General features: G+C 58.8%; 9 protein-coding genes. 8 read left to right on the top strand and 1 reads right to left on the bottom strand.

The window, feature by feature from the left end; all coding sequences use genetic code 11:
* Positions 1 to 273 precede the first annotated feature (273 nt).
* The 3 genes from brnQ to AERO9A_RS07810 all read left to right on the top strand — a co-directional run bounded on the left by brnQ (position 274) and on the right by AERO9A_RS07810 (position 2,845).
* The gene (gene brnQ / locus AERO9A_RS07820) at positions 274 to 1,587 is read left to right on the top strand and encodes a branched-chain amino acid transport system II carrier protein (protein ID WP_159971339.1); all 1,314 of its coding nucleotides are present in this window, start codon (positions 274 to 276) and stop codon (positions 1,585 to 1,587) included.
* Positions 1,588 to 1,718: 131 nt separating this feature from the next.
* On the top strand, positions 1,719 to 2,453 hold the full coding sequence (locus AERO9A_RS07815; RefSeq protein WP_159971338.1) for a DUF599 domain-containing protein: 735 nt from the start codon (positions 1,719 to 1,721) through the stop codon (positions 2,451 to 2,453).
* Positions 2,450 to 2,845 carry an MAPEG family protein gene (locus AERO9A_RS07810; RefSeq protein ID WP_159971337.1) on the top strand — a complete coding sequence of 132 codons (396 nt, stop codon included), beginning with the start codon at positions 2,450 to 2,452 and terminating at the stop codon, positions 2,843 to 2,845. The genes AERO9A_RS07815 and AERO9A_RS07810 overlap by 4 nt, the downstream gene beginning before the upstream one ends.
* Before the next feature lie 188 nt (positions 2,846 to 3,033).
* Here the strand turns inward: AERO9A_RS07810 and AERO9A_RS07805 are convergent, their stop codons facing one another.
* On the bottom strand, positions 3,034 to 3,324 hold the full coding sequence (locus tag AERO9A_RS07805) for a hypothetical protein (protein WP_159971336.1): 291 nt from the start codon (positions 3,322 to 3,324) through the stop codon (positions 3,034 to 3,036).
* Between the two features lie 346 nt (positions 3,325 to 3,670).
* Between AERO9A_RS07805 and AERO9A_RS07800 the strand changes: the two genes are divergently transcribed.
* The 5 genes from AERO9A_RS07800 to AERO9A_RS07780 all read left to right on the top strand — a co-directional run bounded on the left by AERO9A_RS07800 (position 3,671) and on the right by AERO9A_RS07780 (position 12,540).
* Positions 3,671 to 4,915, top strand: a complete 1,245-nt coding sequence (locus AERO9A_RS07800; protein WP_159971335.1) for an MFS transporter — start codon at positions 3,671 to 3,673, stop codon at positions 4,913 to 4,915.
* Positions 4,916 to 4,990: 75 nt separating this feature from the next.
* Positions 4,991 to 6,889 (top strand): molecular chaperone HtpG, encoded by a 1,899-nt coding sequence (htpG, locus tag AERO9A_RS07795; RefSeq protein WP_159971334.1) that lies wholly within the window; start codon positions 4,991 to 4,993, stop codon positions 6,887 to 6,889.
* Positions 6,890 to 7,017: 128 nt separating this feature from the next.
* A complete protein-coding gene (locus AERO9A_RS07790; protein ID WP_159971333.1) occupies positions 7,018 to 10,689 on the top strand; it encodes a PAS domain S-box protein in 3,672 nt (1,223 codons plus the stop codon).
* The gene (locus AERO9A_RS07785) at positions 10,686 to 11,687 is read left to right on the top strand and encodes a two-component system response regulator (protein WP_159971332.1); all 1,002 of its coding nucleotides are present in this window, start codon (positions 10,686 to 10,688) and stop codon (positions 11,685 to 11,687) included. The genes AERO9A_RS07790 and AERO9A_RS07785 overlap by 4 nt, the downstream gene beginning before the upstream one ends.
* A gap of 64 nt (positions 11,688 to 11,751) precedes the next feature.
* Complete coding sequence (locus AERO9A_RS07780) at positions 11,752 to 12,540, top strand: dienelactone hydrolase family protein (RefSeq protein WP_159971331.1); 789 nt, start codon at positions 11,752 to 11,754, stop codon at positions 12,538 to 12,540.
* The last annotated feature ends 9 nt before the right edge of the window (positions 12,541 to 12,549 follow it).

The raw sequence follows: 12,549 nt of genomic DNA, 5'->3' as shown, positions 1-12,549 counted from the left end.
TGTGCATGTCTGATCAATGAGTGAAGCCCGGCGCTTGTAACAGGGAAACTATCAGGCATGCGACAGTCATGTGCGCTGATTCGACAGCATTGCCGACCATTACGCGGAAGTGTTGTGGTTTTGGGTAACATTGTCGGCTAACGCGTCCATGGTGTCACAAGCACTAAGAGGCGCGCTCAGTGGTCTGAGCCAAACGCTCGGACGACGTTTCCCTGACCCTGAAGGAAACCCTCGCGATTTCTTGATTTTCTGCCTGTTGTGGTACTTCCCTTTATGACTCGTTTGCAAGGCTCGGATCTCCTGGCCCTCGGTTTTATGACATTTGCGCTGTTTCTTGGCGCTGGCAATATCATCTTCCCACCTAGCGCGGGTTTGGCTGCAGGGTCGAATCTTCTGCCTGCGGCGTTCGGTTTCCTCCTCACGGGTGTGGGTTTGCCGCTGCTGACAGTGGTGGCGCTGGCTCGCGTTGGTGGTGGTATGGACAACCTGACCGCTCCGCTGGGCAAGGTCGCCGGTACAGCCCTGGCGGTGGCCGTCTACCTGGCTATTGGCCCGCTGTTCGCTACGCCGCGTACGGCTGTGGTTTCCTTCGAAATGGGCATCGCGCCATTTAGCGGCGATGAGCCGCTACCGCTGATGCTCTACACCATTGCCTATTTCGCCGTGGTGCTGTTTCTGTCGCTGAATCCGGGTCGCCTGGTCGACCGCATCGGTAAATTCATCACCCCGGTTCTGTTGGCCGCGCTCCTCGTGCTTGGCGGGGCGGTGCTGTTCGCGCCGGCGGGCGGCCTGGGCGTGGTGCAAGACAGCTATCGCGAGGCGCCGCTGGTGCAGGGTTTCCTGCAGGGTTACCTGACCATGGATACCCTCGGAGCGTTGGTGTTCGGTATCGTCATCGCGAGTGCTATTCGCGAGCGAGGTGTCAGTGACGCCAGGCTGGTGACGCGTTATTCGGTGATTGCAGGGCTTATCGCTGCTACTGGTCTGTCGCTGGTGTATCTGACGCTGTTCTATCTCGGCGCTACTAGCCAGGGTATTGCGGCGGATGCGCAAAATGGAGTGCAGGTACTGACCACTTATGTGCAGCATACCTTTGGCACCATTGGTAGCCTTTTGCTGGCTGTGGTCATCACACTGGCCTGCTTGACCACCGCTGTTGGTTTGCTGACGGCCTGTGGTGAATTCTTCAGCAAACTGTTGCCGGTTTCTTACCGCGTTGTGGTGAGCGTTTTCGGGCTGTTCAGCCTGGTCGTGGCCAATCAGGGGCTAACTCAACTGATCAGCTTTTCCGTTCCTGTGCTGGTTGGCTTGTATCCTCTGGCCATTGTGCTGATTGCCTTGAGCCTGGCCAGTAGCCTCTGGCGCTCGTCGTCGCTGGTGTTTGTACCTGTGATGGCGGTGACGCTGATCTTCGGCGTTGCCGACGGTTTGGCTGCATCTGCCTACAGCGCCATTGTGCCAAGCTGGTTTGCGCAATTGCCCTTGGCCGATCAGAGCCTGGGCTGGTTGGTGCCGGTGTTGATTGCCCTGGCAGTGGTTGCTTTGCTTGATCGTTGTATTGGTGATCGGCAGCCTAAGCCTGCTTGAGTGTCGGGGGCTCACAAGGCTCCGCCAGACCCTGTTCAGCGCCGCGTTTTCGCGGCGTTTTCATTTGTTTTTGTCGAACAAGGACGTCTTTGCTCTGGCTATAATTTGCGCCAGTCCTACAAGGAGTTGGCATGCCCATCAGTAATACGCTTTTGCCTCACCTGCTCGCCGCGCTTTGGTTTGTTCTGTGTTGGGGCGGTTATACCCGCTATGCGTCTTGGAAAGGCCGCTCCACACCGTGCCTGGCGAGCGTTCTGCATCTTTATCGTGAGGATTGGATGCGCCGCATGCTGCTGCGTGAAAACCGCATCGCCGATGCCAATGTAATCGGTAACTTGGAGCGTAACGCCTCATTCTTTGCCTCCAGCACGTTGATCATTTTGGCCGGTATCCTCACGGTGCTGGGGGCTTCTGACCGAGCACTATCGCTATTGGCGGACATTCCGTTCGTGCAACCGGCCAGTCGCGGCTTGTCCGAGATCAAGTTGCTGTGCCTGGGCATTATTTTTGTCTACGCCTTCTTTACCTTCAGTTGGTGCATGCGCCAATACAACTTCGCTGCCGTTTTGGTCGGCTCGGCACCTATGGTGGGCGAGCGCCATGTCACCGAGCAGGAGCGTCGCGCTTTCGCCGAGCGTGCTGCGCGGGTGATTTCCATGGCGGCCAACCAGTTCAACTTCGGGCTGCGGGCTTATTATTTCGGCATGGCGACTTTGGCGTGGTTTATTAACCCCTGGTTCTTCATGCTGGTCACCACGGGTGTCGTATTGGTGTTGTATCGTCGTGAATTCCATTCCGATGTTCTGGAGGTAATGGTCTACACCCCGACACCGGCTGCTGAAGCGAGCAAGGAAAAGATCGAGTGAGTTTGCCGTTCTGGTGCATCTTCATCAGCGCCTTGTTGATCTTCATTGCCAAGGTGCCGGTAGCCAAGGCCATGGCTGAGGAGGGTGGTGGGCGTTATGACAATCACTACCCGCGTAATCAGCAGACGCGTTTGAATGGTTTGGGGGCTCGTGCGCTGGCTGCGCATTTGAACAGCTTCGAAGCCTTCCCATTATTTGCTGTAGGCGTGCTGATGGCTCATGTCACGCAGACCAGCGGTTTTCTGGTCGATGGGTTGGCGCTCACCTTTGTTGTCAGCCGGGTGCTGTACCTGCTGTTCTACTGGTTCGATCTGCACTGGCAGCGCAGTCTGGTATGGAGCGTTGGCTTTGCTTGCAGTATGTTGCTGATGCTGAGCCCGGCGCTTAAATGAAGAAGGCCCGCCTCGCAGACCTTGTGAAAACGTAGCGAGCGAAGGTCAGGCAAGGCAAAAAACGGCGAGAAAGCGCAGTTTACGAGCTGTAAATGAGCATTTTGAGCCGTTTTTTAACGCAGCATGGCCGAGCGCAGTAGTTTTCACACAGTCTGGTCGGGCGGGCCTTTTTGTTTGGGCTGGCAGGCTTACTGGCCGTCAACCGCATCTTTGGCTTTGTCGCCAGCATCTTCGATGGCATCGGCGGTGTCGCTGGCCGCGTCTTCAATCTTCTCGCCTGTAGTGGGCTCTTTGCCCAGGGCTTCATTGGTTTTCTGTTCGATGGCATCGCCAGTGTCTTTGGCTGCATCACCCAGGTTGTCCATAGCTTCGGAGACTGACTCTTTGGCCGACTCCATCTTGTCTTCCGGAGTTTTATCGCAGGCAGCGAGACCCAGAGCAGTGGCAAGTAGCAGGGCATAAGTCAGAGGTTTATTCACGTTAGCACTCCATGTCTGAGAGTTATGAGCGTGGGCCTGAGCCCGTACGCAGTGTTTGGAGGCGCATGAAGGTGATGAAGTTCCCGAGTCGATGCTGTGACGACTGCAGGCGTCATCATGCGAGGCCCTAGCTCGCGTGATTCGGGGAGCGCAATGGCTGCAAGTCACAAGGCGATCTTGTCGTTTTTACCTCACCGACTTTCGCAGAATTGCCGAAAATCATCGACCTATCGATGGATTGGTGGCGCGTTGGTCACTATCGTGACACCTGCTGCGTTGGGCATGCTCTGCGCATGAGCTTATCTTTGATGATAAGCGACTCTGATAAACGACAAGGAACTCGTGGATGGATGCATTGCTGATAATCGGTGGCCTGCTGTTGATGCTGGCGGGTTTGGTCTGGTTGGTGATGCGAGCCTTTTCCACCAGTCTGTTGTGGGGCTGGGGCAGCCTGATTCCGCCTTTCACGCTGTTTTATGTCGTTCGGCACTGGGGGCGGGCGCGGAGTGCCGTCATGCTGTTGGGGCTTGGGGTGATTCCCTTGGTGGTCGGCCTGACCTTGCTGGCCAATAAGGACTCCGAGCGCCTGGCAGCGATATTGCGCCTGGACTGGCTCAAGGCCGAGCAGCAAGCTCCCGCCGAGTTGGCCATGGATTTGCGCGGTGAACTCAACGGCGCTCCTTTCCAGCCTCAACAGGGTGAGCTGATCGACGGGGTACTGAGCCTACGTGAGGGCAGCGATTTTTTCGCCGTGCGTGAGCTCACCATCCGCCTTGTGCACAAGCCCGGTGATGAGGTTCGTGTCGACGTACTGCCGCAGGACAGCGGCAATCTGCCCGAAATTGAGCTGAGCTGGTTGTCGCCAGAGCAGGATTTACCCGAGGCCCGACGTCTGAGCAGGGGGTATACCTTGCACCTGGATCTGCGGCCTGAAGCGCCTAATCGTTTGGTCGGTGACTTCCATCTGGTGCTGCCGCCATATTTCAAGACCAGCCTCAGTGGTCGCGTGGAGTTGTACCGCAATCGTCTGCGCTACCTCGATGGTCGTGTCAATCGCAGTTTCGATTCCACCGACACCATTGCCTATGTGCTTGAGGATTACCTGCAGCGGCGCTTCGCAACTGCGCAGGTCGACTCGCTCAAGTTGCCGGTGTTTCAGTTCGCAGGCGACGAGTTGACGCTGCAGATCGAGGCGCGCATCGATCAGCGTGTTGAGCAATTGCCGGTACGTCTGACCAAACGTGCCGGGCAAGGCTGGACGGTTGAAGGCGATCATTTTGCCGCGCTGCCGAAGCCGAGTGTGACGCTGGCCAAAGATGACAACGCCAACGACGAGCAAGCCACGCCCAGTCGCACCCTGGATCGGCGCGAGCGTTTCAGCCTGGCTCGCCTGCAGCGTAGCCCTGACCAATACCGCAACCTGAACATGCGTCTGAGCCGAACCACTGGCGGTACGGTGGAAGGGCGTTTTGCCGGTCTCGATGCCGACGGCAGCGTGCGCCTCAATCAGCAACTCGGCAGTGGTGGAGGTCAGGCCAGTTTCAGCTTCAAACCAGAAGAGATTGCTCGCCTGCAATTGCTGGAACCTTGAAATCTTTCCAGGCGACCCCATCTGCAGGACATCCGCCGCTCACGCGGCATAGTCCTGCCGATGGAGTTAGAGACCATGAGTGTGGAAACTCAAAAAGAAACCCTGGGCTTCCAGACCGAGGTGAAGCAACTGCTGCACCTGATGATCCATTCCCTGTACTCGAACAAGGAAATCTTCCTGCGCGAGTTGATCTCCAACGCTTCCGATGCGGCTGACAAGCTGCGTTTCGAGGCGCTGGCCAAGCCCGAGCTACTCGAAGGTGGCGCAGAGCTGAAAATTCGCCTGTCCTTCGACAAAGACGCCAAGACCGTCACTCTCGAAGACAACGGCATCGGCATGAGCCGAGATGAGGTTATCGCTCATCTGGGCACCATCGCCAAGTCCGGCACCGCCGATTTCCTCAAGAACCTCTCCGGCGACCAGAAGAAGGATTCGAACCTGATCGGTCAGTTCGGTGTTGGCTTCTATTCGGCCTTCATCGTTGCCGACAAGGTCGAGGTGTTCACCCGTCGCGCCGGCCTGTCCGCTACCGAAGGCGTGCACTGGTCGTCTCAAGGCGAGGGCGAGTTCGATATCGCCACCATCGACAAAGCCGAACGCGGTACGCGCATCGTCCTGCACCTGAAAAGTGGCGAAGAAGAGTTCGCCGATGGCTGGCGTCTGCGCAATGTCGTCAAGAAATACTCCGACCATATCGCTCTGCCTATCGAGCTGCCGAAAGAGCATCACGGCGAAGACAAGCCTGAGCAAACCGAGTGGGAAACCGTCAACCGTGCCAGCGCGCTGTGGACTCGCCCGCGTACCGAGTTGAAGGACGAGGAGTATCAGGAGTTCTACAAGCACATCGGTCATGATTTCGAGAACCCGCTGTCTTGGAGTCACAACAAGGTCGAGGGCAAGCTGGAGTACACCTCGCTGCTCTACGTGCCGGGCCGTGCGCCATTCGACCTGTACCAGCGCGAGGCGCCGAAGGGCCTCAAGCTCTATGTGCAGCGTGTGTTCATCATGGATCAGGCCGACCAGTTCCTGCCGCTGTACCTGCGCTTCATCAAGGGTGTGGTTGATTCCAATGACCTGTCGTTGAACGTCTCGCGTGAAATTCTGCAGTCGGGCCCGGTCATCGATTCGATGAAAACGGCCCTGACCAAGCGCGTACTGGACATGCTGGAGAAGCTGGCCAAGGACAAACCGCAAGACTACACAACCTTCTGGAAAGCCTTTGGCCAAGTGCTCAAGGAAGGCCCGGCAGAAGACTTCGCCAACAAGGAGAAGATTGCCGGTTTGCTGCGTTTTGCATCGACCTCGGGCGAGGGCGACGAGCAGTCTGTGTCGCTGGCCGAATACCTGGCTCGCGCCAAGGAAGGTCAGGACAAGATTTATTACCTCACCGGCGAGAGCTACGCACAGGTCAAGAGCAGCCCGCACCTGGAGGTCTTCCGCAAAAAGGGCATCGAAGTGCTGCTGCTTACCGACCGCATCGATGAGTGGCTGATGAGCTACCTGACCGAGTTCGACGGCAAGCAGTTTGTCGACGTGGCGCGTGGCGACCTGGATCTGGGCAAGCTGGACTCGGAAGAGGACAAGAAGGCCCAGGAAGAAGTCGCCAAAGCCAAAGAAGGGCTGGTCGAGCGTCTCAAGGGTGCGCTGGGTGAGCAAGTCGCTGAAGTGCGTGTATCGCACCGTCTGACTGACTCGCCGGCGATTCTCGCCATCGGCGAGCAGGATCTGGGTTTGCAGATGCGCCAGATCCTCGAAGCCAGCGGGCAGAAGGTGCCGGATTCCAAGCCGATCTTCGAGTTCAATCCAGGCCATCCACTGATCGAGCGCCTGGACGCCGAGCCTGATGAGGAGCGCTTCGCCGACCTGTCGCACATCTTGTTCGACCAGGCCGCGCTAGCCGCCGGTGACAGCCTGAAGGATCCTGCCGCTTACGTGCAGCGCCTGAACAAGCTGCTGGTGGAATTGTCCGCCTAAGCGACTAAGCTCATGAAAAGCCCGCATTAGCGGGCTTTTTTATGGGTGTCGTGGCAATGCACCAATTGACAGGCACCGTTGTGACGGTTGAGATGCTGGCACCTGGCTAGCCTGTTCGTTGGGGTTGTATGTCTATCTTCGAGTTGTTGTTCATCATTGGGGGCGATCCCAGTGTTCTCGTGCTCAGCAGCTACGACCCTGTGCTGGTGTTGCTGTCACTCGCCATTGCCGTTTTCTCGGCGGGCATGGCATTGCAACTGGCGGGTGAGGCGCGCGACAGCAGCCAACCGCTGGCACGGCATATCACCATTCTGACCGGCTCGCTGGCCCTGGGGGGCGGCATCTGGGCCATGCATTTTCTTGGCATGCTGGCGTTCGAGCTCTGTGCCGTCGTGCGTTTCGATCTGGGCGTCACGTTGTTATCGATGGTGCCGAGCCTGGCTGCTTCCTGGGTTGCGCTGAGCCTTTTGGCGCGGCGTGATCTGAGCTTGATGCAGTTGTGCACCGGGGGTGTGCTAGTCGGTGCCGGTATCGGTGCCATGCACTACAGCGGCATGCAGGCTATGCAGATGGCTCCATTGCTGCGTTATGACCCCTGGATGTTCGCCTTGTCGATCATTGTGGCCATTGCCTTGGCAATCCTCGCGCTGTGGGTTCGCTTCGGCCTGCAAGGCCGTTTGCCGGCGCTGTGGGCTTTGCTGATCAGTGCGCTGGTCATGGGGCTGGCAATCAGTGGCATGCACTACACCGGCATGGCTGCTGCGCGCTTCGTCGGTATTGCAGAAAGCGATACGCCGCTGGCGATTGTCGACAGTGGCTACATCGCAGGGGCGATCAGTCTGATGACGGTAGCGCTCACCGTATTCGTTGTCGCGGTCAATACCTTGCTGCGTTATCGCCGCATGAGTCTGCAGCTCAAGGCGAGTGAACAACACCTGCGCTCGATCTTCGATACCGCTCTGGATGGCATTGTCACCCTTGACTATCAGGGCGTCGTGCGTTCGGCTAATCGTGCTGTCACGCGCCTGTTCGGTTGGGATCCTGAAACACTGGTGGGGATGCATATGAGTGCTCTGGTGCCTCGGCGTTTGGCTGGTGACATCGAAGGATTGCTCGCCGATTACCTGCGTACCGGGCAACTGGCCATGAGCAATGGCGAGCGGGAGCTGATCTGTCTGACCCGCGACGGAGAAGAGAAACCGGTGCGGATCAGTGTTGGGATTGCTCAGGCCGATGGCCGCCCGATTTTCGTCGTTTTCGTGGCTGATATCAGCGAGCGGCAGAGCATGGAGAAGGCACTGCGCGAGAGTGAACAGCAATATCGCTCGTTGATTGGCAATATTCCGGGCGTCTCTTTTCGCTGCTTGCTTGATCACGACTGGACGATGCTGTTCATCAGCGACGCGGTGCAGACGCTAACCGGTTGGAGCGCCGAAGATTTCATTAGCCGCCGCCGCTCTATCGCTGACCTTTATCACCCTGACGATTACCAACCGGTTGCCGACCAGGTGGTTGCCGCTATCGAGCAGGGGCGCAATTACACGGTCGAGTATCGCCTGTTCGACCGAGATGGCCGTGAACACTGGGTCTGGGAGAGTGGCAGTGCCGTTTGCGACGAGGGTGGCATTCCCAAGTGGATCGATGGCGTACTGCTCGATCAGAGCGAAACCAAGCGGCGCAACGCCGAGTACGAAGGCAAGGTCACGGCGATCAGCAAGGCCATGGCCCTGATCGAGTTCGACCTGGGCGGCAATATTCTGGATATCAACGAAAATGCCCTGGCGCTGTTCGGCTACTCGCGTGACGAGGTGGTCGGGCATCACCATGCGATGTTCTGTGACCCGGCGCAGGTGGCCAGCGATGAATACCGGCAAAGTTGGGAAGAACTGCGCGCCGGGCATTTCCGTACGGGGGAATACCGTCGTATCGGTAAGGACGGGCGCGAAGTATGGATTCAGGCGAGTTACAACCCGATTCTCGATACCGACGGCAAGCCCTTCAAGGTGGTCAAATTGGCCACCGACCTGACACTGCGGCGTGTGATGGAGCAGGAGCTGCGAGCCGCAAGGGATCGTGCCGAGGCCGCCGCAGCGGCGCGCAGCAGCTTTCTGGCCAACATGAGCCATGAAATTCGCACACCGATGAACGCCATCATCGGCTTCACCGAATTGCTGCTCGATACGCCGCTGTCTAGCGAGCAGTACCGCCACCTGAGTACCGTGCAGCACTCGTCACGATCGCTGTTGGGGCTGCTCAATGGCATCCTCGACACGGCCAAGCTTGATCGCGGAGCGATCGAACTGGAGCACCTGGATTTCTCCCTGCGAGAGTTATGCGAGCAGGTCTGTGCCAGTCAGCGGCTGGCCGCGCAGAGCAAGGGGCTGAGTTTGTATCTGGAGTACCCGTCGGATGTCGACGAGTATTTCTGTGGCGACCAATTGCGTTTGCAACAGGTGCTCAGCAACCTGCTTGGCAATGCCGTCAAGTTCACCTTGCATGGCGAAGTGCGTTTACGGGTTTCCGGCAAGGCTGGTGCCATGCGCTTGGCCGTGATCGATACCGGTATCGGGATCGCGAGCGACCGTCTGGACAAGATTTTCGAGCCCTTTGCACAGGCCGATGCCTCCATGAGCCGACGTTTCGGCGGTACGGGGCTGGGCACGACGATTTCGCGCCAGTTGGTCGAGTTGATGGGCGGGCGCCTGCGGGTTGAAAGCCGCCTCGGCGAAGGCAGTTGTTTCAGTGTCGAGCTGCCCCTGCAGGCTGGTGAGCATATCGCGCCGCAGCCGGTTATCGCGTTGCCGAGCCTGGGATCATTGAACATTCTGGCCGCCGATGATGTGCCGCAGAATCTGGAACTGCTGGAAATCAACATGCAGCGCCTGGGCCATCGCGTGCGTGGGGTTACGGATGGTGAGCGGGCGCTTGCTGCATTCGCCGAGGAAAGCTTTGACCTGATCCTGATGGATGTGCAGATGCCCGGTATCGATGGCCTGGAGGCGTCGCGCCGCATTCGTGCCCTGGAGGCCGCCGAGGGTCGTGCCCCGGTGCCGATCATCGCCCTGACCGCCAGCGTACTCGACCAGGACCGACAGGCCGCGCTGGATGCCGGTATGAATGCCTTTGCCTCCAAACCCTTGGAGCTCAACACGCTGCTTTGGGAAATCGCGCGTTTGCGTGGGTTAACGGACATACCTGGCGCGGTGGCTGGCAGCGTACGTGCCGAAGGTTTGTTCGATTGGGTGCAAGGCAGTCGTCTGTGGGGCGGGCCGCTGCGCATGGCCGAGGCCATCGGCACCTTCATTCATGAACAGCGCGATCTGGTTCGGAGCCTGAGCCAACTGGTCAGTGCTCGCGACTGGGCGGCTGGGCGTGCTCAGGCGCATCGCCTGCATGGCGCCGCTGGCAACTTGGCATTGACCAGTCTCAGCGCCCTGGGGCAGTCACTGCAACAGGCGTTCGAAGCACAGGACGAGAATCGCCTGAGAGAGCTGCTAGGTCGGCTCGAACAGACGTTACAGGCGGTGGCCGAGGTGGTACCGCTGATGCCGCACAAGAGCGCCGTTGTGCCGACGCTCGCCCCCAGTGCCGTGCGAGAGGCATGCCTGCAATTACGGGCTGCACTGCAACGCGGCAGCCTGGACGACGAAGCGATGGCTTTGCTCGAACAGTCTGGGGTGGATAGGGGCGCATTATTGACCATTCGCCAGTCGCTCGATGACTTCGACTTCGACCAGGCACTCGATGCATTGGATCAGCTATTGCTGCACATACAGGGTGAGGAAACCCAGACCACATGACTCAAGCCAATGAGGCGCGACCACTGCTGTTGCTGGTCGACGACGAACCCACCAATCTTCAGGTTCTGCGCCATATCCTGCAGGATGACTACCGCTTGCTATTTGCCAAGGAGGGCGCACGTGCCCTGGAAATGGCGGCGCGTGAACGGCCTGATCTGATCTTGCTCGATGTGATGATGCCGGGGATGACCGGCTACGAGGTCTGCCAGACGCTCAAGGCCAACCCGCTTTTGGCGTCGATTCCGGTGATATTCGTCACCGCCCTGAGTAACGTGGATGACGAGGCTCGCGGTTTTGAAGTGGGCGCGGTGGACTACATCACCAAACCCGTGAGCCCGCCGATTGTCAGAGCTCGGGTGCGTACGCACCTGTCGCTTGTACGCCTCGACGAGTTGAAGCAGACGCGTCTGGAAATCGTCCAGCGGCTGGGTATGGCCGCCGAATACAAGGACAACGAAACCGGGTTGCATGTCATCCGCATGAGCCATTTTTCCAAGGTGCTGGCCCTGGCCGCAGGCTTCAGCGAGAGCGCTGCTGAGGAACTGCTCAATGCTGCGCCTATGCATGATGTGGGCAAAATCGGCATACCCGATGCGGTACTGCGCAAACCCGGCAAACTCGATGATCAGGAGTGGCAGGTGATGCGCCAGCATGTGGAAATCGGTGCACGCATTATTGGTGAGCATAGCGGTGGCTTGCTGCGTACCGCGCAGCGCATTGCGCTGTCGCACCATGAAAAGTGGGATGGCAGCGGTTATCCCAATGGTTTGACGGGTGAAGATATCCCCCTGGAGGGGCGGATTGTCGCGATTGCCGATGTATTCGATGCGCTGACCAGTGTGCGCCCGTACAAGCAGGCCTGGCCGGTGGAGCAAGCGGTCGACTTCCTGCGTGAGCAGAGTGGCCGACACTTCGACCCGCGCCTAGTCGAGCTGTTTATCGACTGCCTGCCGCAAATCCTGGAGATCAAGGAACGCTGGGCCGAACACACTGCCTGAGTCTTTGCTCAACAGTTGCTCAGCGGCTCGTCGCTCACCCATTCATGACTGAGGAAGCTTACCCATGCAGAAGAAAACCCTGGCTCCGCTCCTGTGCGCCACCTTTGCTGGTTTGGCTGAGGCTGCCGTTGTGGCCAAGCCTGTGCCTTATGAAATCGACGGCCAAGCCTTCGAGGGCGTACTGGTCTATGACGACTCGGTCACGACGCCACGCCCAGGCCTGCTGGCCGTGCCCAACTGGATGGGCGTCAACGAGGATACGGTGAAGAAGGCCGCGCGCGCCGCGGGTGACAAGTACGTGGTGTTTCTCGCCGATATGTACGGCAAGTCCATTCGCCCGAGCAATGCCGAGCAAGCCAAAGTGGCTGCCACAGCGGTGCGCAGCGATCGCGCTTTGATGCGCAAGCGTGCTCAGGCGGCGGTCGAGGTGCTCAAGGCACAGAGCCGCGAGGTGGCACTGGATGTCAGCAAGCTCGGCGCCATCGGTTTCTGTTTTGGTGGCGGCACCGTATTGGAGCTGGCCCGTTCGGGGGCGCCGCTGAAAGGCTTCGTCTCCTTCCATGGCAATCTGGACACCCCCAATCCCGCCGATGCCAAGAACATCAAGGCGCCGGTACTGGTGCTGCATGGTGCGGATGACCCGGCGGTGCCGCAGGCGCAGGTCGATGGCTTCATCGCCGAGATGAAGGCGGCCAAGACCGATTGGCAATTAGTGAGCTATGGCGGTGCGGTGCACTCGTTCACCAACCCCAAGGCCAACGTACCGGGGAGCAATGAATACCACCCGGTCGTGGCTGCGCGCGCGTTCAAGGCGATGAACAATCTGTTCGATGAAGTCTTCGCCGAGCAGTGACGGCTCGTT

This window comes from Pseudomonas sp. 8Z (assembly GCF_902506535.1).
GTDB lineage: Bacteria > Pseudomonadota > Gammaproteobacteria > Pseudomonadales > Pseudomonadaceae > Aquipseudomonas.
This window is presented reverse-complemented; position numbering and strand designations above follow the sequence as displayed.